Source organism: Actinacidiphila yeochonensis CN732 (genome assembly GCF_000745345.1).
GTDB classification, from domain to species: Bacteria; Actinomycetota; Actinomycetes; order Streptomycetales; family Streptomycetaceae; genus Actinacidiphila; species Actinacidiphila yeochonensis.
Map to the genome: position 1 here is coordinate 2,404,794 of NZ_JQNR01000005.1, position 21,213 is coordinate 2,426,006.

At 76.5% G+C, this 21,213-nt stretch carries 17 protein-coding genes and 2 pseudogenes; 14 read left to right on the forward strand and 5 right to left on the reverse strand.

Annotated features, from left to right (window positions below; all coding sequences use genetic code 11):
• Positions 1 to 223: 223 nt before the first annotated feature.
• Positions 224 to 2,592, reverse strand: a pseudogene (locus BS72_RS22200) (DEAD/DEAH box helicase).
• A 474-nt stretch (positions 2,593 to 3,066) separates the two neighbouring features.
• On the opposite strand from BS72_RS22200, the gene BS72_RS22205 reads away from it, so the two are divergent.
• Positions 3,067 to 3,807, forward strand: a complete 741-nt coding sequence (locus BS72_RS22205; protein ID WP_051951441.1) for a ferritin-like fold-containing protein — start codon at positions 3,067 to 3,069, stop codon at positions 3,805 to 3,807.
• A gap of 164 nt (positions 3,808 to 3,971) precedes the next feature.
• Here the strand turns inward: BS72_RS22205 and BS72_RS22210 are convergent, their stop codons facing one another.
• The 4 genes from BS72_RS22210 to BS72_RS37405 form a co-directional block, all read right to left on the reverse strand.
• Positions 3,972 to 4,250, reverse strand: a complete 279-nt coding sequence (locus tag BS72_RS22210; protein WP_037912947.1) for a hypothetical protein — start codon at positions 4,248 to 4,250, stop codon at positions 3,972 to 3,974.
• A 333-nt stretch (positions 4,251 to 4,583) separates the two neighbouring features.
• Positions 4,584 to 4,814: a DUF3107 domain-containing protein gene (locus tag BS72_RS22215; protein WP_037912952.1), complete on the reverse strand. Its 231-nt coding sequence runs from the start codon at positions 4,812 to 4,814 to the stop codon at positions 4,584 to 4,586.
• A gap of 222 nt (positions 4,815 to 5,036) precedes the next feature.
• Positions 5,037 to 5,741 carry a TetR/AcrR family transcriptional regulator gene (locus BS72_RS22220; protein ID WP_051951443.1) on the reverse strand — a complete coding sequence of 235 codons (705 nt, stop codon included), beginning with the start codon at positions 5,739 to 5,741 and terminating at the stop codon, positions 5,037 to 5,039.
• Positions 5,742 to 6,132: 391 nt separating this feature from the next.
• The gene (locus BS72_RS37405; protein WP_051951445.1) at positions 6,133 to 6,498 is read right to left on the reverse strand and encodes a hypothetical protein; all 366 of its coding nucleotides are present in this window, start codon (positions 6,496 to 6,498) and stop codon (positions 6,133 to 6,135) included.
• A 264-nt stretch (positions 6,499 to 6,762) separates the two neighbouring features.
• Between BS72_RS37405 and BS72_RS22230 the strand changes: the two genes are divergently transcribed.
• From BS72_RS22230 to BS72_RS22275, 13 genes and pseudogenes are all read left to right on the forward strand, one after another.
• On the forward strand, positions 6,763 to 7,809 hold the full coding sequence (locus BS72_RS22230) for an alpha/beta fold hydrolase (RefSeq protein ID WP_078901548.1): 1,047 nt from the start codon (positions 6,763 to 6,765) through the stop codon (positions 7,807 to 7,809).
• A gap of 8 nt (positions 7,810 to 7,817) precedes the next feature.
• Positions 7,818 to 8,585, forward strand: a complete 768-nt coding sequence (locus tag BS72_RS32630) for a hypothetical protein (protein WP_051951449.1) — start codon at positions 7,818 to 7,820, stop codon at positions 8,583 to 8,585.
• Positions 8,582 to 9,325: a hypothetical protein gene (locus BS72_RS32635; RefSeq protein WP_051951451.1), complete on the forward strand. Its 744-nt coding sequence runs from the start codon at positions 8,582 to 8,584 to the stop codon at positions 9,323 to 9,325. Before BS72_RS32630 ends, BS72_RS32635 begins: the two co-directional genes overlap by 4 nt.
• A 206-nt stretch (positions 9,326 to 9,531) precedes the next feature.
• Positions 9,532 to 9,630: an Ms4533A family Cys-rich leader peptide gene (locus tag BS72_RS39615; RefSeq protein WP_322942429.1), complete on the forward strand. Its 99-nt coding sequence runs from the start codon at positions 9,532 to 9,534 to the stop codon at positions 9,628 to 9,630.
• A 209-nt stretch (positions 9,631 to 9,839) separates the two neighbouring features.
• Positions 9,840 to 11,549: an ABC transporter substrate-binding protein gene (locus BS72_RS22235; protein ID WP_407638998.1), complete on the forward strand. Its 1,710-nt coding sequence runs from the start codon at positions 9,840 to 9,842 to the stop codon at positions 11,547 to 11,549.
• Between the two features lie 4 nt (positions 11,550 to 11,553).
• Positions 11,554 to 12,631 (forward strand): annotated as a pseudogene (locus BS72_RS34535) (ABC transporter permease).
• A complete protein-coding gene (locus tag BS72_RS22245) occupies positions 12,628 to 13,617 on the forward strand; it encodes an ABC transporter permease (protein ID WP_037912954.1) in 990 nt (329 codons plus the stop codon). Before BS72_RS34535 ends, BS72_RS22245 begins: the two are co-directional and overlap by 4 nt.
• Positions 13,614 to 15,413 (forward strand): ABC transporter ATP-binding protein, encoded by a 1,800-nt coding sequence (locus BS72_RS22250; RefSeq protein ID WP_078901549.1) that lies wholly within the window; start codon positions 13,614 to 13,616, stop codon positions 15,411 to 15,413. Before BS72_RS22245 ends, BS72_RS22250 begins: the two co-directional genes overlap by 4 nt.
• Before the next feature lie 491 nt (positions 15,414 to 15,904).
• Positions 15,905 to 17,614, forward strand: coding sequence for a DUF3492 domain-containing protein (locus BS72_RS22255; protein WP_051951453.1), 1,710 nt, complete (start codon positions 15,905 to 15,907; stop codon positions 17,612 to 17,614).
• 641 nt (positions 17,615 to 18,255) lie between these two features.
• Positions 18,256 to 19,110: a hypothetical protein gene (locus BS72_RS22260; protein WP_037912957.1), complete on the forward strand. Its 855-nt coding sequence runs from the start codon at positions 18,256 to 18,258 to the stop codon at positions 19,108 to 19,110.
• A gap of 30 nt (positions 19,111 to 19,140) precedes the next feature.
• Positions 19,141 to 19,545 (forward strand): hypothetical protein, encoded by a 405-nt coding sequence (locus BS72_RS22265; protein WP_037912960.1) that lies wholly within the window; start codon positions 19,141 to 19,143, stop codon positions 19,543 to 19,545.
• Positions 19,545 to 20,447, forward strand: a complete 903-nt coding sequence (locus BS72_RS22270; protein ID WP_037912962.1) for an NAD-dependent epimerase/dehydratase family protein — start codon at positions 19,545 to 19,547, stop codon at positions 20,445 to 20,447. The genes BS72_RS22265 and BS72_RS22270 overlap by 1 nt, the downstream gene beginning before the upstream one ends.
• A complete protein-coding gene (locus BS72_RS22275; protein WP_037912965.1) occupies positions 20,435 to 21,187 on the forward strand; it encodes a spherulation-specific family 4 protein in 753 nt (250 codons plus the stop codon). The genes BS72_RS22270 and BS72_RS22275 overlap by 13 nt, the downstream gene beginning before the upstream one ends.
• The last annotated feature ends 26 nt before the right edge of the window (positions 21,188 to 21,213 follow it).

Below are 21,213 nucleotides of genomic sequence, written 5' to 3' on the forward strand. Positions count from 1 at the left end.
CGGTGTCGACGGGGCGGATACCGGCCCCCGTCGCAGCGGCCACCGCCGGAACGTCTACCGGACGGACGTCCGCCGGACGGTGTGCCGACCGGACCGCCAGCGTGCCACCGGGCTCGGAACGCCGCCACGTGACGCGGACGCGCCGCGGCGCCGGGCCGCCCTCGTTCGGGCGGACCGGCGCCGCGGCGGGTGGAGCCGTACGGCTCCGCGTTCACGCGCCCGGTCAGGCGTCGGCGGCCTCCGCCGTCTCGGCGGCCTTGCGGGTGCGGCGGCGGGGAGCCTTGACCGGCTCGGCGGCCTGCTCCGGCACGGCGGCCTCGGCAGTCGCCGCGGCCTTGCGCGGGGCGCGGCGGCGCGGGGCCTTGACGGGCTCGGCGGCCTGCTCCGGCAGCGCCGCCGCCTCGGTGACGGCCTCCGCCGTCTCCGGGCTCGCCGCGGCCTTGCGGGTGGTACGGCGACGCGGGGCCTTGACGGGCTCGGCGGCCTGCTCGGGCACCTCCGCCACCACCGCGGGGGCGGTCGCCGCCGCCTCGACCTCGGCCTGGACGGCCTTGGTGCCCGCCGCGGTCTTGCGGGGGGCGCGGCGGCGCGGCGCCTTCGCCGGTTCGGCGGCCTCGGCGGAGACCTCCACGGTGTCGGCCACGGTGTCGGCCACGGTCTGGGCCGCGGCCTCGGTGCTCGCGGCGGTCTTGCGCGGGCGCGGCGGCGCGGCGCCTTCGCCGGTTCGGCGGCCTCGGCGGAGGCCTCCACGGTGTCCGCGACGACCTCGGCGGCCGTCTCCACCGCCTTGGTGCTGGTGGCGGTCTTGCGCGGGGCGCGGCGGCGCGGCGCCTTCGCCGGTTCGGCAGCCTCGGTGACGGTGTCCGCGACGGCCTCGGCGACCTCTGCGGCCTCGGCGACGACCGGTGCCGTCTCCGAGCTCGCCGCGGCCTTGCGGGTGCGGCGGCGCGGAGCCTTGACCGGCTCGGCCACCAGGTTCTCCACGGCCTGGACGGCCGCTTCCTCGACGACCTCGGCCGCGTCCGCCACGACCTGGGCCGCTGCCTCGGTCACGGCCTCGGCGGCGACGGGAGCCGCCGCCCCGGACACGGCGGTGCCACGGGTCCGGCGCCGGCGCCGCGGCGTGCGCCGCTGCTCCTGATCGGCCCCGGACTGCTCGGTCCCGGCCGGTGCGTTCCCGACCGGCGCGTTCCCGCCCTGGACCGGAGTGGTCTGCCTGCTCTCGCCCTGCGCCAGGTCGGAGCCGCCACGGGTGCGCCGACGCTGCCGCGGAGTGCGGGTGCGCTCCGGGCGCTCCTGCTGCTCCTGGCGGTCGCCGCGGTCGCCGTTGCGCTCGCCCTGGCGGCCGCCCTGACGAGTGCCCTGGCGGTCACCCTGACGGTCGCGGCGGCCGCGGCCGCCGGTCTCGCCGAGGTCCTCGACCTCCTCCGCGTCCAGGCCGGCCCGGGTCCGCTCGGCGCGGGGCAGGACGCCCTTCGTGCCGGCCGGGATGCCCAGCAGCTCGTACAGGTGCGGGGAGGTGGAGTAGGTCTCCTCAGGGGCGTTGAACGGCAGGTCCAGCGCCTTGTTGATGAGCTGCCAGCGCGGGATGTCGTCCCAGTCGACGAGGGTGATCGCGGTACCGGAGGCGCCGGCCCGGCCGGTGCGGCCGATGCGGTGCAGGTAGGTCTTCTCGTCCTCGGGCGTCTGGTAGTTGATGACGTGTGTGACGCCCTCGACGTCGATGCCGCGGGCGGCCACGTCGGTGCAGACCAGCACGTCCACCTTGCCGTTGCGGAAGGCCCGCAGCGCCTGCTCGCGGGCGCCCTGGCCGAGGTCGCCGTGGACGGCGCCGGAGGCGAAGCCGCGCCGCTCCAGCTGCTCGGCCACGTCGGCCGCGGTCCGCTTGGTGCGGCAGAAGATCATCGCCAGGCCCCGGCCGTCGGCCTGGAGCACCCGGGAGATCAGCTCGGGCTTGTCCATCGAGTGGGCGCGGAAGACGTGCTGGGTGATGTTCGCGACGGTCGCGCCCTCGTCGTCCGGCGCGGTGGCGCGGATGTGGGTGGGCTGCGACATGTAGCGGCGGGCCAGGCTGATCACGGCGCCCGGCATGGTGGCGGAGAAGAGCATCGTCTGCCGCTTGGCCGGCAGCATGCCCATGATCTTCTCGACGTCCGGCAGGAAGCCGAGGTCGAGCATCTCGTCGGCCTCGTCCAGGACGAGGGCGCGCACCTGCTTCAGGTTGAGCTTCTTCTGGCCGGCCAGGTCGAGCAGCCGCCCCGGGGTGCCGACGATCACGTCGACGCCCTTCTTCAGCGCCTCGACCTGCGGCTCGTAAGCGCGGCCGCCGTAGATCGCGAGCACCCGCACCGCGCGGACCTTGCCGGCGGTGAGCAGGTCGTTGGTGACCTGCTGGCACAGCTCGCGGGTGGGGACGACGACGAGCGCCTGCGGGCTGTCGGTGAGCTGCTCGGCGGTGGCGCGGCCGGCCTCGACGTCGGCGGCCACGGTGACCCGCTCCAGGATCGGCAGGCCGAAGCCGAGGGTCTTGCCCGTACCGGTCTTGGCCTGGCCGATCACGTCGTTGCCCGCGAGGGCGACGGGGAGGGTCATCTCCTGGATCGGGAAGGGGGTGGTGATGCCGACGGCTTCGAGGGCTTCGGCGGTCTCGGGAAGGATGCCGAGACCGCGGAACGTGGTGGTGGTCAGGATGTCGCCTCTTCTGTGAGACGCGGCACTGGCGGCCAGGGGGGTCGAGCAGCCGGTCGCCGGGGAGACGGGCCGGTCGCTGACCGCGCGCGGAGTCCTGCATGGCCGTGAGGGGCCGAAAAGCGCGCGGGACCGCTGCCCTCGCTCATGCCGCGAGCGGGCCCCTCCCGATGGCAGGAGGGCGGTCGGTTAGGAGCCGATCGGGCCACCGACCGGGCATCCAGGTGTTGCACACGTCGCCCGCCGCTGGTCGGCGCCAGGCCGACTGGACGGCGGGTGCATTACCACTCTACCCCGGAAACGCCCACCTGCACCCGAGCGAATGTTTCCCTCCCTCCCCGACCGGGGGACGGAGCCGCTTTGGCTATTGTGCGGGCCATGGACGACGAGACCGACCAGACGCCCGAGCAGCAGCCCCAGCGCACCGGGATCGCCGCGCAGGGCTGGGACACCGCCTCCGCGCAGCCCCAGTACCGTGCCGCCGTCGTGGACCTGCTGGGCGCCCTGGCGTACGGGGAGCTGTCCGCGTTCGAGCGGCTGGCGGAGGACGCGAAGCTGGCGCCGTCGCTGGGGGACAAGGCGGAGCTGGCCGCGATGGCCGCCGCCGAGTTCCACCACTTCGAGCGGCTGCGCGACCGGCTCGCGGAGGTCGGCGAGGCGCCGAACGAGGCGATGGCCCCCTTCAGCGCCGCCCTGGACGGCTTCCACCGGCAGACCGCGCCCTCGGACTGGCTGGAGGGCCTGGTCAAGGCGTACGTCGGTGACGCCATCGCGTCCGACTTCTACCGCGAGGTGGCGGCCCGGCTGGACTCCGACACCCGGGAGCTGGTGCTGGCGGTCCTGGACGACACCGGCCACGGCGCCTTCGCCGTCGGCAAGGTGCGCGCCGCCATCGCCGCCGACCCGCGCGTCGGCGGCCGGCTGGCGCTGTGGGCCCGGCGGCTGATGGGCGAGGCGCTGTCGCAGGCGCAGCGGGTGGTCGCCGAGCGGGACGCGCTGTCCACGATGCTGGTCGGCGGGGTGGCGGACGGCTTCGACCTGGCCGAGGTGGGGCGGATGTTCTCCCGGATCACCGAGGCCCACACCAAGCGCATGGCGGCGCTGGGCCTGTCCGCCTGACGACCCTTCTCCGTCCCCCGTCCCACCGCCGCCTCACCCGCCTCCCCGGCAGCCGCGCGGCGGCCCTGGACGCCCACGAGGCCCGGCCCCCGCGATCAGGCGGGGGCCGGGCCTCACGTCGTTCCGGGCTCGGGCGGCCCGGGGCGTCCGGATCGCCCGAGGGGTCAGGCGCTGGCCGCCGGGGTCTTGGTGTGGCGGCCGTGCTTGGGCGGACCGGCCAGCAGGCTCAGCAGGACGACCGCCGTCAGCACCGCGGCCGGGAAGGTGGCCTCCGGGTGGTGGCGGCCGACGATCGTCCGGGCGATGAGGCCACCGGTCAGCGCGGCCGCCACCCCGGTGAACAGCGTCAGCGGGGACAGCGGGAGCCGCCGGGGGAGGAGCCTGCCGGCCGCGGCGGCGGCCAGCAGCCCCAGTACGGCGAAACCGACGGCGTTCCAGAGCATCGTCAACTCCCTCGGGTCGGACGCGATCACGCGTCTCCGGGCCGAAGGAGTCCTACCCCCCAGGCCATCTGGGCAAAACGGCATCGCCCGCCGCGTCGGCACTTTCTGGCAGTGCCTCAGGACGGCGACGCGTGACATGGACCCCGCCGCGTCGCCGCTCGCGGTCGGTCAGACCCCGGCCGGCGCACCTGGCCGACTCACCGGTCCTGGTCCCCGGTCCTGGTCTTCGGAGCCGTGCCCGCCGGCAGACGGCGGAGCCGCGGCCCCCCGGTTTCGGGGACCGCGGCTCCGTGCGGTCGTGCGGTGCGGGCCCCGGCCGGGCCGGGCGGGCCCTCAGAGGGCGGCGCCGAACCCCACTCGGCGGGCCGCCGGCTCACCGATCTCGACGTAGGCGAGGCGGTCGGCGGGCACGAGGACCTTGCGGCCGTGCTCGTCGACCAGGCTGAGGAGCTTGCTGGTGCCCGAGAGCGCGTCGGCGACGGCCTTCTCGACCTCGTCGGCCGACTGCGCGCTCTCGATGTTGATCTCGCGCGGCGCGTACTGCACGCCGATCTTGACCTCCACGGCTTGGATACCTCCGATGGTCGGGCGGTGTGCGCGGTTCGTTTCGTTCGCGCCGTACGCAGCACAGACTAGCCCGCGCGGGGCGTCGGCAAGGGCACGCGGGGGACGCCGTGAGCGAACACCGCGCCCCCTCCGCGGGGCCTGACGGAACCGGACGGGACCGGACGGACCCGGACAGGACCGGAGGGGATCGGGCCGGACCGGACGGGGCCGGGCCCGGCCTCAGCGGTGGTCGCCGGCGCGGTCCGTGTGGTGGTCCGCGTGGTGGTCGGTCTGGTGCTCGCCCCCGTGGTGGCCCTCCGCGCCGTGCAGCGGGAACCCGGCGATACCGCGCCAGACCAGCGAGGTCAGCAGCTGGACCGCGGTGTCCCTGGGCACGTCGCTGCCGCTCGCCAGCCAGTAGCGGGCCACCACCTGGGAGACGCCGCCGAGGCCGACCGCCAGCAGCATGGAGTGGTCGGGGGCCAGCCCGGTGTCCTCGGCGATGACCTCGCTGATCGCCTCGGCGCACTGGAGGGAGACCTTGTCCACCCGCTCCCGCACGGCCGGCTCGTTGGTCAGGTCCGACTCGAAGACCAGCCGGAACGCGCCGCCCTCGTCCTCGATGTAGGCGAAGTACGCGTCCATCGTCGCCTCGACGCGCTGCTTGTTGTCCGTGGTGGACGCCAGCGCCGTCCGCACGGCCTGGAGCAGCGACTCGCAGTGCTGGTCCAGCAGCGCGAGGTAGAGCTCCAGCTTGCCGGGGAAGTGCTGGTACAGGACCGGCTTGCTCACCCCGGCGCGCTCGGCGATGTCGTCCATCGCGGCGGCGTGGTAGCCCTGCGCGACGAACACCTCCTGAGCCGCGCCCAGCAGCTGCTCGCGCCGGGCCCGGCGGGGCAGGCGGGTGCCGCGCGGCCTGGCCTGGGTCTGCTCGATGGCTGTCACGCCGCCTCCCGAAGTGTTGCCGTGTGGTTCACGCTGTGCTCGACCTCACGGATGGGCACCGTGTGGCCCATCGTACGTTTGGGTAACCTCGCCGCGCGCTGTACGGGGGCACATTCTCACTTCCTGGGACCTTCACCGGAAAGCCGCGCCCCCTCCGCCCCCGCGCTTCGGGCCCTTTCGCCGAGCCGCCGGGCCGGGGCCGGGCAGCGGGGAGCCGCCCGTCGAGCCCGCGCCTGCCGGACCCGCCCGCCCCCGCGACCCCGGGCGTGCCTGAGCGCGCCCCGAAGCCCGCGATTCCGTGCGTGCCCCGCTGCGCCCGTCCGCGCCCTGCGCGTGCCCCTCTGTGCCCGCGCGGGCACAGAGGGGCACGCGCGGCGGCCGGAGACACGGCTCAGCGGTAGTCGTCCTCGTCCTGCGTGACCACCCGGCGCTGCTCCGCCACGTCGACCGGGTCGGCCGCGCCCTCGGCGGCCTCCGGGCGGGCGGTGATCGGCTCGTCGCGGCGCTGGAGCAGTTCGGCGCGCTGCTCGGCGGTGTCCGCCTCCGGCGCCTCCAGGCCCAGCCGCCCCGAGGCGTCCTGGTCGTCGCCGGCGGCGGCCCGCTCGTCGGACCTGTCGGCCTCCCGTTCGAAGGCGTCGAGACCGTCCAGGCCGTCCAGACTGCCGAGGTTCTCCAGGTTCTCCAGGTCGTCCGCGGTGACGGGTGGGGCCGTTCGCGCTGCCTGGCGGGGGCCGGTGTGCCGGTTGTGATCGGACATGGCGCCTCCTCGTCCGGAGTCAGGGGAGTCCTGCCACTTCTCCGGCTCCCCCATGGAGCCTATGGGCGGGCCGCCGACGCCGCAGCGCGGCCGCTCCCGTCCCGCTCCTGCTTCCCTGCTACCCCGCCTTCCGCCGAGTCCTCCTCATCCGGCGGGGGACTTTTCCTCTTTCCCGCGCGAAATACCATTTCGCCACCGCGACGTGCGCCGGATGTGGTGGTCGCCACACGGACAGGGTGCGTGATCGCCTCGTAACATTGCCGCATGCCAACGTCCGATCTCCGCCGCGCCGCCGTCGCGCCGGCGGCTGTCCCTCCCGAGGGGCCGAGGCTCGCGGACGGGGAGTCGGCCCGAACCGTGCGGCTGCCGGGGCTGAGCCTGGTGGTGCGCTCGCGCCCGGCGACCGGGCCGGACCCGGAGCCGGCGCTCTTCGTGCACGGTCTCGGCGGCTCCTCGCAGAACTGGTCCGCGCTGATGCCCCTGCTCGCCGACCGGCTGGCCGGCGAGGCCCTGGACCTGCCCGGGTTCGGCCACTCCCCGCCGCCCGACGACGGCAACTACTCGGTGGCCGGGCACGCCCGCGCGGTGGTGCGGCTGCTGGAGAGCGAGGGGCGCGGCCCGGTCCACCTCTTCGGCAACTCGCTGGGCGGCGCGGTGGCCGTCAAGGTCGCGGCGGCCCGGCCGGACCTCGTGCGCACCCTGACCCTGGTCTCACCGGCGCTGCCCGAGGTGCCGCCGCAGACCAGCGCCTGGCCGACCGCGCTCGCCGCGGTTCCCGGCGTGATCCGGTGCTACGGCCGGCTCACCCGCGACTGGAGCCCGCAGCGGCGCACCGAGGCGCTGCTGTCGCTGTGCTACGGCGACCCCTCGTCGGTCAGCGAGTCGGACCGCGCGGAGGCGGCGGCGGAGTACCGGCGGCGGATGGCGCTGCCGTACTTCCGCGACGTGATGGTCCGCTCCACCCGCGGCATCGTGGGTGCCTACACGCTGGGCGGCCAGCACGCCCTGTGGCGGCAGGCCGAGCGCGTCCTCGTCCCCACGCTGCTGGTCTACGGCGGGCTGGACAAACTGGTGTCGCCCAGGTCGGCCCCGCGTGCGGCCCGCGCTTTCCGCGACCGTCGACTGGTGTTCATCCCGAACAGCGGCCATGTGGCGATGATGGAGCACCCCGAACTGGTGGCCCGCGCCGTCCACGACCTGCTGGACGAGGTGGCGCCGCGGACCGGGGTGCCCGGTGCGGCGGATTCGGGTTCGGCGCCCACCGGGCGGGGTACCACGGAGCAGGCGGGCACGGCGGCGACCGGGAGCTGAACGAAGGCGTGGGCAGGCACAGCGCGACAGACGGGACCAGCGGCGGCCAGGACGGCTCCGGAGAGCGGGACGGCCGGCCGGGCCCCGGGGGCATACCCGGCGCCGGGACACCCGGCGACACCTCCGGCTCCGGCACGCCCTACGGCGGGCTGAGCCTGCCGTACGGCGGCTCCCTGCGCTTCGGCCCCCCGGGCCCGCCGCCCGGCCCGGACACGGCACCCGGCACGCCCGGCACGGACGGCCTGGAGGACACGGACGGCCTGGAGGACGCGGACGGCCTGGACGACCTGGACGTGCCCTACGACCTGGCGTACCTGGACGACCTGGACACCCCCTACGGCTCGGGGGAGCGGGGCGGCTCGCGGGGCCCGGCCGGGTTCGCCGTCCCGCCGGTGAACGGCTCGCTCTTCTCCGCGCCCGGCACCGGGCGGCGGCGCCGCGCACCCGCCGAGGAGAGCGGCTACTTCGCACCGCCGCGCCCCACCGGCCTGGACGACCCGCCCGCCGCCCACCCCCAGCACCTCGAACCCGCCCCCCGCGACGGCTCCGGAAAGCGGCCCGACGGCCGGGCGGACCTCGGCTCCGCACCTGGCGGGGACCCCTTCGGGCCCCCTTACGGCCACGAGTCCGGTACGCGCCCGCCCCGGCCGCGGCAGGAGTTCCTCGACGCGTTCGACGCCGCCTTCGAGGCCCGGCAGCACCCGGCCCCCGCCCCGCTCCGGCTCCCGAGCCCGAGTCCAAGCCCGAGCCCGAGTCCGAGCCCGTCGTCACGGTGACCGGTCCCGGTCGCGCTCCCGGTTCCGGCGCCGCGCCGGAGCCGGGTCGGCGCTCCGGCCGGGGCCGCACGATCAGCGGGATCGCCGCCGCCGCGGTGGCCACCACCCTGGCCGTCCTCGTGGGCGCCCAGCTGGAGCGCGGCCACCACCCCGCGGGCGACCGGCCCGACGGGGTCGTGCCCACCGTCGGCGACACCTCGCCGACGCCGAGCGGGCCGACGAAGAGCGCGACACCCGGCGGCCGCACCGAGGGGACCGGCACCCCGGCGTCCTCCGCCGCGACGTCCGGGCGCGCGGGCGCCAAGGCGCCCCGGACCGCGCCCACCGGCGCCCCCGGCGACGCCTATCTGGACACCTCGACGGCGGCCGGCCCCGGGGGCACCCCCTCGGCTGCCGGCTCCGGGGGCGGCGGCCAGGGAGGCGCCCGCGACGGCACCGCGGACGCCCAGGGCGGCCGGGGCGGCAGGTCCGGGCAGGCGGGCGCGGGCAAGGACGGCAGCGGTGGCCGCGGCCAGGCGGCAGGCGGCGTCGGGCGGGCGGCGAGCGGCCGGAGCGGCGGGCAGGGCCGGCAGCGCGGCCGCGCCGGCGGCTACCCCCTGAGTCCGCAGACGAGCCCCGCCGGGGCGTACTCGGGCTCCTCGGCTCCCCGGACGTCCCCCGCCTCCGGCACCTCGTCCGGTACGGGCGGCGGCGGAGCGGCCGGGCACCGAAGCCCCTTCGCGGGCGGCCACGCCTCCTGAACCCGCGCCGCACGGCGGGTCTCCGGTGTGGAGGGCGGGGAAGAGGGGAAGTGTCAACCCGGGCCGTTGCAGCCACTGTTGACGGAGTGTGAGGAAAACGCCCCCCTGGTCGAACCGGAGGGGGCCATTCCATCCATAAGCGATCCTTTGGGATCGCCATGGCCCGGCTTTGACATTTTCGGTCATAAGAGTGCACCATCCTGCACATGTCTGTGCGCCGTCTCTCCTCTGCCACCCGCGTCGCCTTCGAGCTGGCGCTGATCGGTGTGGCCGCGCACAGCGTCTCCGACGTGCACTGTCGGTGATCAACCTCCCGGCCCTCCAGGCGTCGAGCCGGCCCTCTCCACCCCGCGCGGGGTGAGGGCGCTCCGCCCGCGGCCGATCTCCGGCAGGTCCCCGTCACGCCCCGCGTGACCGCCCGGACCACTCCACCCGCCTCCCCGCGAGCGCGCCAGCGCGTCCGCACCCGCCGCCCGGGCCCCTCCGCCCGGGGAAAGGTCCCACCATGCCTCGCATGCCCCTGTCGCCCCGGAAGCTGGGCGCCATAGCCGTCGGACTGGCCCTCGCCGGAGGGGCCGTCGCCTGCGGCCCCAAGAGCGCCGACTCCGCCGCGAAGGGCGCGGACGCCGCCCCGCACCAGGGCGGAACCCTCTACGTGCTGAACAACCAGCCGCAGACCAACTTCGACCCGGCCCGCCTCTACACCTCCGGCGGCGGCAACATCCCGTCCCTGGTCTTCCGCACCCTCACCGCCCGTAACCGCGCGAACGGCGCCGCGGGCAACAAGGTCGTCCCCGACCTGGCCACCGACACCGGCGAGCCGAGCAAGGACGCCACGGTGTGGACGTACCACCTCAAGGCGGGGCTGAAGTACCAGGACGGCACGGCGGTCACCGCCGCCGACATCAAGTACGGCATCGAGCGCTCCTTCGCCGCGGAGCTCTCCGGCGGCGCCCCCTACCTGCGCGACTGGCTGGTCGGGGCGAAGGACTACCAGGGCCCGTACAAGGACCCCAAGGGCCTGTCCGCGATCGAGACGCCCGACGCCTCGACGATCGTCTTCCACCTCGACAAGTCCGAGGGCGACTTCCCGCTGCTGGCCACCCAGACGTCCTTCTCGCCGGTGCCCAAGGCGAAGGACACCGGCACCAAGTACGCCGACGCCCCGGTCTCCACCGGCCCGTACGAGGTGGTCAGCAACCAGGACAACGGCGAGCACATGGTGCTCAAGCGCAACCCCGAGTGGTTCGCGGCCACCGACAGCCAGCGCAAGGCCTACCCCGACACCATCGACGTGCAGGGCGGGCTGGACCAGGCCGTCATCAACCAGCGGCTGTCCGCCGGCGTCGGCAAGGACGCGGACGCGATCACCACCGACACCAACCTCGGGCCGGCCGAACTGGCCAAGACCAGCGCGGACAAGAGCCTCTCCTCGCGGGTCGGCACCGGCCACTTCGGCTACACCGACTACCTGGCCTTCAACCCGAAGGTGAAGCCGTTCGACAACATCAAGGTGCGCGAGGCGATCTCCTACGCCATCGACCGCACCACCGTCGTCGACGCGGACGGCGGCTCCTCGCTCGCCGAGCCCGCCACCACCTTCCTGCCCGACCAGGCGGCGTTCGGCTACACGCCGTCCGACCCGTTCCCGGCCGGCGCCAACGGCAACCCGGCCAAGGCCAAGGAGCTGCTGAAGGAGGCCGGTTACCCGAACGGCCTGACCGTCACGCTCGCCCACACCACCGACAAGAACGGCGAGGAGGGTCCCGAGGTCGCCACCGCGATCCAGGACGCGCTGAAGAAGGCCGGCATCACCGTCAAGCTCGACGGCATGGAGCACAACGCCTACCAGGACAAGGTCTACAGCGTGAAGACCGAGCCGGGGCTCTTCCTGGCCGGCTGGGGTGCCGACTGGCCCGCCGGCGGCCCGTTCCTCGGCCCGATCTTCGACGGCCGGCAGATCGTCAAGGACGGCTACAACTTCAACAGCGCCCAGCTGAACGACCCGTCGGTGAACAGCGAGATCGACAGCATCAACAAGCTCACCGACCTGAGCGCCGCGGCCAAGCGCTGGGGCGCCCTGGGGCAGAAGATCGACGCCCAGGCGCTGACCGTCCCGCTGGTGCACCCCGTCTACAAGCGGCTGTACGGCAAGGACATCCGCAACATCGTGATCAGCGACTGGACCGGCGTCCTGGACGCCGACCTGGTCGCGGTGAAGTGACGTCGTGACCGTCGACGCCACGCTCTCCCTCGCCGAGGGCGGCCCGGCACCCGCCGCGCCGCCCCCGGGCCGGCGGTTCTGGCGGCGGCTGCGCGCCCAGCGCGCGGCCCTCGCCGGGGCGCCGTGGTCGTGCTGCTGGTCCTCGTCGCGGTGGCAGCGCCCCTGCTGGCCGGTATCGAGGGCCAGGACACCACCACCTACCACGCCGGGCTGCTCGACTCCGGAGCCGGCGCGGTGCCGCTCGGCTCCTGGGGCGGCATCAGCGGCCACCACTGGCTGGGCGTCGAACCCGGCACCGGCCGCGACCTGTTCGCCCGGCTCGCCTACGGCGCCCGCACCTCGCTCGGCGTCGCCTTCTGCGCCACCGTGCTGCAGACCGTGATCGGTACCGCCTTCGGCCTGGCCGCCGGCCTGGGCAGCCGGGCCGTCGACGGCCTGCTCAGCCGGATCGCCGACATCTTCGTCACGCTCCCCGCGCTGGTGCTCGCCGTCGCGCTGCTCGCCGTGGTGCCCGCCGGTGTCCCCGGCCGGTCCTCATCACCCTGGTGCTCGGCCTGCTCGCCTGGGGCGGCACCGCCAAGATCGTGCGCTCCCAGGTGCTCGCCCAGAAGTCGCTGGACTACGTGGCCGCCTCGAAGCTCGCCGGCTCCAGCACCTGGCGCACCGCCCGCCGCGAGCTGCTGCCCGCGCTGGTCGCGCCGGTCATCACCTTCTCGGCGGTGCTGCTGCCGTCCAACATCGTCTCCGAGGCCGGGCTGTCCTTCCTCGGCATCGGCGTCACCCCGCCCACCGCCTCCTGGGGGCAGATGCTCTCCAGCGCCGCCACCTGGTACCAGGCCGACTCGGCCTACGTGCTCTTCCCGGCGGTGCTGCTGATGGTCACCGTGATCGCCTTCACCGTCTTCGGCGAGGGGATACGGGTGGCGCTCGACCCGCGCGCGGAGAGCCGGGTGCGGATCGGCACCCGCAAGGCGCGCCGGAAGAGCGCGGCGGCCCGGGCGACGAGCACGGCGACGACCACCGCTACGGCCGCCGCCACGCCCCGGGACTCCGCGACCGACACCGCCGGAGGTGCCCGGTGATCCGCTTCACCGCCCGCCGCCTGTTCCAGGCGGTCGTGGTGCTGCTGGTGCTGGCCGCGGTGCTCTACGCCGCCTTCTACCTGGCGCCCGGCGACTCCGCCCGGCTGGCCTGCGGGCCGCGCTGCTCCGTCGAGCAGGTCGCCCAGGTCCGCGCGCAGATGGGCCTCGACGACCCCGTCTACGTGCAGTTCTGGCACTTCCTCCAGGGCTTCGTCGCCGGCCACGACTACAGCACCGGCACCGGCGTCCTGCACTGCCCGGCCCCCTGCCTCGGCCAGTCCGTCCGCTCCGGCGACCTGGTCAGCCACGTGGTGGCCGAGAAGCTGCCCGCCACCGCCTCGCTCGCGCTGGGCGCCATGGTGCTGTGGCTGATCCTCGGCGTCGGCACCGGGCTGGTCTCCGCGCTGCGCCGCGGCACCGTGCTGGACCGGCTGCTCACCGGGCTCACCCTGGCCGGCACCGCCACCCCGGTGTTCCTCATCGGCATCCTGCTGCTGCTCGTCTTCTGCTCCTGGCTGCGCTGGCTGCCGTACCCGACGTACGTCCCGCTCACCTCCGACCCGCAGCAGTGGGCGTGGAGCCTGCTGCTGCCGTGGGTGGCGCTGGCCCTCGTGGAGTCGGCCAAGTACGCCCGGCTGACCCGCAGCTCCATGCTGGAGACGCTGGCCGAGGACCACATCCGCACCTTCCGCGCCTACGGGGTGCGCGAGGGCGCGATCGTCCGACGGCACGCCCTGCGCGGCGCCCTCACCTCGGTGATCGCGCTGTCCGCGCTCGACCTGGGCACCATGTTCGGCGGCGCCCTCCTCACCGAGACGCTCTTCGGCGTCCCCGGTCTGGGCCAGCAGCTGGTGCAGTCCGTACAGCTCAAGGACCTGCCCGTCGTGGTGGGGATCGTCCTGGTCATGGGCCTCGCCGTGGTGATCGCCAACGCGGTCGCCGACGTCCTGTACGCCCTGGCCGACCGGAGGGTGGTGCTCGCATGACGCGGCAGACCGTGTCCGCTTCCGTGCCCGCCCCCGCGGGCCCGCCCGGGGCCGCCGGCGCCGCGCCGCTGGTCGAGGTCGCCGACCTGCGGATCGACTTCCCCACCGAGGGCGGCACCCTGCGGGCCGTCGACGGGGTCGGCTTCACCCTGCGCGCCGGCGAGGCCCTCGGCCTGGTCGGCGAGTCCGGCTCCGGCAAGTCGGCCACCGCGTACGCGCTGCTCGGCCTGCACCAGGGCACCGGCGCCCAGGTCGGCGGCACCGTCCGGGTGGCCGGCACCGACGTGCTCACCGCCTCCGACGAGGAGCTGCGGCGGCTGCGCGGCGGCGTCGCGGCGGTCGTCTTCCAGGACCCGCTGTCCGCGCTCGACCCGTACCTGGCCGTCGGCGACCAGATCGCCGAGGTGTACCGGGTGCACCACCGGGTCTCCCGTTCCGCCGCCCGCGCCCGCGCCGTCGAGGTGCTGGGGCAGGTCGGCATCCCGCAGGCCGCCCGCCGCGCCCGCTCCCGCCCGCACGAGTTCAGCGGCGGCATGCGGCAGCGGACGCTGATCGCGATGGCCCTGGCCTGCGAGCCGCAGCTGATCGTCGCCGACGAGCCGACCACCGCGCTCGACGTCACGGTGCAGGCGCAGATCCTCGACCTGCTGCACGAGCTGCGCACGTCGGCGGGGCTCGCGCTGCTGCTGGTCACCCACGACCTCGGCGTCGCCGCCGGGACCGTCGACCGGCTGCTGGTGCTCCAGAAGGGCAAGGCCGTCGAGTCCGGGACCACCGGGGACCTGCTGAGCGCCCCCACCCACCCCTACACGCGCGAACTGCTCGCGGCCGTGCCCCGGCTGGGGCCGTCGGAGTCGGCGTCGGCGTCGGAGTCCTCGCCCGAGGCGGACGCGGACACGGATGCCGAAGCGGACAGCTCGGCCGGGACCAGGGCCGCTGCCCGCCCGGTCGGAGCCGACGACGGTGTGCTGCTCCAGGCGGTCGGCCTGCGCAAGGAGTTCGCCCGCGGCAGGGACCGGTTTGCGGCCGTCGACGACGTCGACCTCGCCGTCCGCGAGGGCGAGACGGTGGGCATCGTCGGGGAGAGCGGCAGCGGCAAGACGACCCTGGGCCGCATGCTCGTGCGGCTGCTCGACCCGACCGGCGGCGCCGTCCACTACCGGGGCCGGGACATCTCCAGGCTCAACGACCGACAGCTGCGGCCGCTGCGCCGCGAGCTCCAGATGGTCTTCCAGGACCCCGTCTCCTCGCTCAACCCGCGCCGCAGCGTCGGGGAGTCCATCGCCGACCCGCTGCGGGCGGTCGGCGGGCTGACGGAGCGCCAGATCACCACGCGGGTCGGAGAGCTCCTGGAGCGGGTCGGTCTCGACCCGGCCTGGTACCACCGCTACCCGCACGAGTTCAGCGGCGGCCAGCGGCAGCGCGTCGGCATCGCCCGGGCACTGGCCCCCGAGCCGCGCCTCATCGTCTGCGACGAACCGGTCTCCGCGCTGGACGTCACCACCCAGGCGCAGGTCGTCTCGCTCCTCGGCGGACTCCAGCGCGACCTGGGCGTCTCCCTCGTCTTCGTCGCCCACGACCTGGCCGTCGTCCGCCAGGTCAGCGACCGCGTCGTCGTCATGCGGTCCGGGCGCGTGGTCGAGGAGGGCACCGCCGAGGAGGTCTACGACCACCCGCGCGACCCGTACACGCGCGGCCTGCTCGCCGCCGTGCCGGTGCTCGACCCGGAGGAGGCCCGGGCCCGCCGGGACCAGCGCGTGGCAGCGGCCGCGGTCGGGGCGGCGGAGAGCAGCTGAGCGACCGGGCGGGCGGCCGAGGGCGCGAGCGGTGCCGGGCGGGTGCGCCCGGCACCGCTCGCGCCCTCGCCCGGTGCGGGCTGTGCTCCCGCCGGAGCCCGGTCCTGGGGCCCGGGTCGTGACTTTCGGCCCGCCGTGGAAGCCGGCCGTGCGGGCCGGGAACGGTTCGCGTGAGGGCCTGAACGGTTCGGCGGCGCCGTGGGCGCGTCCGCCCGCCTCGGCGCGTGCGGCGCACGCCCGTGCGCCGGCGTACGTCCCGGCACGCCGTACGGGCGTCTCGTCGCGCGTCGTGCGGCCTCGTAACGCACGGGCGTGGTGGAAGGTTACGGCGCTTCACCCCTTCTGATGGCGCGGCGGACATCCGTCCGCCGCGCCACCCCCCTCCCGCATAGCGTGCTTCGCGCCGGTCGGCCCGGCCGTCGCGGCCCCGGCACGGTGCCCGCCCGCCCGGCGGTGACCGTCCGTCCGGCATGCCGAGAGGGGGCGAACCCGTGCGCATCGCACTGCTCACCGAAGGTGGCTATCCGTACGCGCGAGGTGAGGGAGGCGCGTGGTGCGACCGGCTGGTGCGCGGACTCCCGCAGCACACGTACGACGTGTACGCGCTCAGCCGTTCACCGCGGACCGAGGAGGGGGGCAGGGTCGAGCCGCCGCCCCAGGTCGCCCGGGTGTTCACCGAGCGCCTCTGGGGTGAGCCGTCGGCCCGCCCGCGCGGCGGAGGCGGCCGTCGGGGCGGCCGGGGCGTCCGCAGGGCCGCGCGGGCCGCCTTCCACTGGCACTTCGGCGACCTGGCCGCCGCGCTGGCCGGCGTGCCGGTCCGTAACGCGGGCAGCGGCGGCCGGAGCCGGCCCGGCCGCCCGGCTGCGGACGGCGGCGGGGAGCGGGCGGACCGTTTCGCCGCCGGCCTCTACGGCCTGGCCGAACTCGCCGCCGACGGCGTCCCGCTGTCCGGGCTGCTGCGCGGCGACGACGCGCTCGGCGCGCTGGAGGCGGCCTGCCGGGCGCCCGGCGTGCGCCCCCTCCTCCAGGACATCACCGTCACCGAGCTGCTGGCCGCCACCACGCTGCTCGAACACCAGCTGCGCCCGCTGTCCATGCCCTGGTACGGCCCCGGCGGGCTCGGCTCGGCCGACCTGTGCCACGCCGTCTCGGGCGGCCCGGCGGCGCTGCCCGGACTGCTGGCCAAACGGTTCTGCGGGGTACCGCTCATCGTCACCGAGTACACCGTCCGGGTCCGCGAGGCGCTGCTCGCCCACCGGGCGGCCGGACTCCCGCCGGCCGCCCGCGCGCTGCTCGGCGACTACCACCGGCTGCTGGCCGGCGAGTCCTACCGGCAGGCCGCGCTGACCACCCACGGCTCCGGGCACGTCCGCCGCTGGCAGGAGCGGTGCGGTGCCCCCCGCGAGCGGATGCGCACCGTCTACCCGGGGACGGACGCCGGCCGCTTCGCCCGCGCCGGCGAGGCGTCCGAGGCCGCGGCGGCCGGCCCCGTGGCGCCCGCCGACCCCACGCTGGCCTGGGTGGGCCGGGTGGAGCCGGCCAAGGACCTCGCCGCGCTGCTGCACGCCTTCCACGCCGTCCGGGCCGAGGTGCCGGCCGCCCGGCTGCGGATCTTCCACACCCCCCCGGCCGACGAGCGCGCGGCCGGGTACCTGGTCCACTGCCGGGGCCTGGCCGAGCGGCTCTTCCCCGACGAGGCCGCGCACCGGCACGCCGTCGGCGAGAGCCCGGTCAGCTTCGAGCGGATCGGCTCCCCGGCCGTGCCCCAGGCGGCGGACGCCTACGCCTCCGGGGACGTGGTGCTCTCCAGCAGCTTCGCCGAGGGCTTCCCGCTGCACCTGGTGGAGGCGATGTTCTGCGGCCGGCCGACGGTCTCCACCGACGTGGGCGCGGTCCGGGAGGTGATCGGCGGCACCGGCCTGATCGTCCCGCCGCGCAACCCCAGGGCGCTTGCCGACGCCGCCCTGGAACTGCTGCGCGGGCCGGAACGGGCCGCCCGGCTGGGCGCCGCCGCACGGGAGCGGGCGCTGGCGCTCTTCCCCGTCACCACCTGCGTGCACTCCTTCCGCGACGCCTACCTGTCCGTCGTCGCCCGGCACCCCGTGCCGCGCGAGCCGCTGCACGACGCCTCAGGCTCCCCTCGCCCCTTCGCCGAACCCGCGGAGTCGCTCGCCGCGGCGCCGCTGACGTCCAGCCTCTAGGAGCCCACCTGTGCCCACCCCCTCCTCCTCCCTCACCCCTGTGCCCCTTTCCGAGGCCCTGGGAGCCGCCGCCTCCCGGGACGCCGCCCCCCGGCCGAGCCCGCGTACGACGGCCGACGAGGGGCCGGCGACGGCCGACCGGCGTGCCGAATCGCTTCTGCGCCCGCGTCCGGCGGCGCCCTTAAGCGACCCGACGGGGCCTGCGGCAGCCCCCGCGATAGCCCCGCCGCCCGGAGTGGCCGACCGTCTCGGAGAGGCGGTCCCCACCGGGGGCTCGGGCGCGCGCCCGTACGGCGTGGACGCTGAGGACGGCGCGGACGCCGGGGACAGCGCGTACCGCGTGGACGGCGCGTACGCCGAGGACGGGGCGGACGCTGGGGACAGCGGGCGCGCCGGGGAAGCCGGGCCGTCCCCCGCCGGCCGCTCCGAGGCCGCAGGGAGCCGCGTGGCCGGGGCCCCGACCTGGCGGCCGGGGGCGGGGCCGTCCGCGCGGCGCGGCCCGGGAACGCCCCGGGAACGCCCCCGGGCCGGACGCCGGACCGGGAGCCCGGACGGCTGCTCCGGGTGCCGGTCGTCCGGCCGTGCGGGGGAGCGGGCCGGCGTCCGGACGCCGCGGGCCGGCCGATCCGGTCCGCGCCGTGATGCACCGCCACCACGCCCTGCTGGCCGGCGCCGCGGACGCCTGGGAGGTCGCCGCCGGACTGGAGGCGTGCGGGGTCACCGACGAGGACGCGCGGCGGCTGCGGCACCGCGACGTCTTCGGCCTGGCCGAGGAGCTCTCCGCCCGGGTGCCGCGCGCGGCCCGGTCCGCCGCTCCGGCCCGGCCGCGCGAACGGCTGGGCCTGGGGCCCCGGGACGCGGCGCTCCATCTGCTGCCCGGTGCGGTGCTCGCACCCGCCGCCGCGCTGCACGCCCCCGTGCCCGCGGCGGCCGGACTGCTCGCGCTGGCCGCCTGGCCCGCGCTGCGCTCCGGACCGCTGCGGGCGGCCAGGCCCGGCCGGGTGCGCGCCGGCCTGGCCGGCCTCGCCCTGCTGGCCGCCCTCGGCTGCGGCCCGCACGCGCTGGGCGCCGCCCCGCTGGCCGCCCTGGCACTCACCCTGCCGCTCGCCGCCTGGCTGGCGCGCTGGTTCACCCGCGCCGCCCGGGCCCAGCTCGGCCCGAGCCACAGCCTGGCCGACTTCGCGGACGCGGTCCGCCCCCGGCTGCTGGCGGCGCTGGCCGGCCACGCCGCCGTCCTGCTCGCCCTGCTGGCCGCCCTCGGCGCCTACCGGGCCGCCGCCGCGGGGGTGCTGCTCTTCGCCGCCCGGCTGCTCGCCGCGCACGGCGCCGGGCGGACCGCGGCCGCGGCCCTGGCCACGGCCGCCGTCGCCGCGGCCGGGTGCGCGGCGCTGCCGTACGGCGCCATGGCGCCGTCCCTGGCCTGCGGAGTCCCCGCGCTGGCGGCGTGCGCGGCGGTGCTGCGCGTCCTGCCGCGCGCGGCGGCCCACCGCACCTGAATTCCGTACCACCGATCTGGAGTGACCCCCTTGACCACGCACCGACCACTGACCGCCCCGCCCCCTCCGGCGCCACCCGCCGACCAGCGGCAGACGGACCACAAGGCCGTCCCGTCGCCGCAGCCCGCGCCGGGAACGGCCGTCCGGACCCCCGAGGTGACCGCCGTCCGGACCTCCGACGGCACCCTCGGCGCGGCTCCCGGCCAGGGTTCCGACCAGGCTCCCGGCCAGGCACCCGGCGGGACCCCCGCCGGGTTCGCCGAGCGGACCCCCGAGGAGATCGGCGAGGCATTCGCCGCCTGGGCCGCCGCGACCGCCCGGCCGCAGTGGACGCGGCTGCCCGTCGGGCCGTTCGCGATCCCGGCCGTCGAGGGCACCGCCTCCCGGGCGATCGCGGGCGCCAAGGCCGCCCGCCGGCTGATGGGAGACGTGTGATGAGGGTGCTGCTGCTGGGCGCCGACGGCTTCCTCGGCCGCCACGTCGCCGAACGCCTGCTGGCCGACCCCGCCTGCCAGCTCACCGCGCTGGGCCGCAGCGACGACGCCGACGTGCGGTTCGACCTGGCCACCGGGGCGCCCGGCGTGCTCGCCCGGTTCATGGACGCCGTCCACCCGGGCGTCGTGGTCAACTGCGCCGGCTCCACCCGGGGCACCGCCCGCGACCTGCTGCGGCAGAACACCGTGGCGGTGGCCACTGTGTGCGAGGCGCTGCGGCGCAGCTCGGTGGGCGCCCGGCTGGTGCAGGTCGGCTGCGGCTCGGAGTACGGCATGTCGCCGGCCGGCTCCTCCACCGGCGAGGACGCGATGCCCCGGCCCGGCGGGCCCTACGGGGTGAGCAAGCTCGCGGCCACCGAGCTGGTGCTGGGCTCGGGCCTGGACGCCGTGGTGCTGCGGGTGTTCAGCCCGGTCGGCCCGGGCACGCCCACCGGCGCGCCGCTGGGCCGGGTGGCGGAGGCGCTGCGGCGGGCCATGCAGATGGGCGACGGCGAGCTGAAGCTCGGCGGGCTGTCGGCGCAGCGGGACTTCGTCGACGTCCGGGACGTGGCGCGGGCGGTGCACGCCGCCTCGCTGTCGGCCGCCCAGGGCGTGGTGAACATCGGCAGCGGCCGGGCCGTGCGGATGCGGGACATGGCCGCCGCCCTCGCCCACGTCGCCGGGTACGACGGGGTGCTGCGCGAGCTGGACGACCCGCCGCACGCCGCCCCGTACCCGGACGGCTGCGGGCCCTGGCAGCAGGCGGACGTGCGCACCGCCCGGGACCGGCTCGGCTGGCGCCCCCGGATCGCGCTGGAGGAGTCGCTGGCCGACGTCTGGATGGAGGCGGCGTGCCGCGTCTGACCACGCGCGTCCGCCCGCGTCAGGCCGCCGGCCCCCGACTGGGCGTGCCGGCGGCCGCGCATCCCCTGATGGCGCCGGGCGAGTGGGCCGAACTGGCCCGGCCCGGCGCGCCGCTGGACTGGGTGGCCTTCGACGTCGCCGGCGGGCCGGGCTCCCGGCCCGACCCGCTCTGCGCCGAGGCGCTGGCCCACGTCCGCGAGACCGGCGTCCCGCTCCTCGGGAGGCTGGACGCCGGGTACGGGCAGCGCCCGCGCGGCGCCCTGCTCGCCGACGCGGCCCGCTACGCCGACTGGTACGGCGTCGACGGCTTCTACCTGGACCGGGCACCCACCCTGAGGTCGGCGCTGCCCGACTGCGGGCGCACCGCCGAGGCGCTGCGGCAGCTGGTGGACGGGCCCGGCCCGGTGGTGCTCGCGCCGGGCGCCCACCCGTTCCCCGGATACGCCGAGCTCGCCGACCAGCTCGTCACCTTCTGCGGCCCCTGGTCGCGGTACCGCTGGTCGCGGGTACCGGCGTGGACGGCGTGCCACCCGCCCGCCCGGTTCGCCCACCTGGTGCACGGGCTGCCGGCCGGCCACCTGGACGCGGCCCTGCGGATCGCCCGCCGGCAGGGCGCCGGGACGGTGTGCGTGACCGACCGCACCGACCGCGACGGCGCCGACCCGTGGTCGGGTCTGGCCGGGTACTGGCGGGAGGCGGTGCGCGCGCTGGGCGGCGGCGGGCAGCGGCCCGGCACGTGACGCGGGCGGCCGGCCGCGGCCCAGCA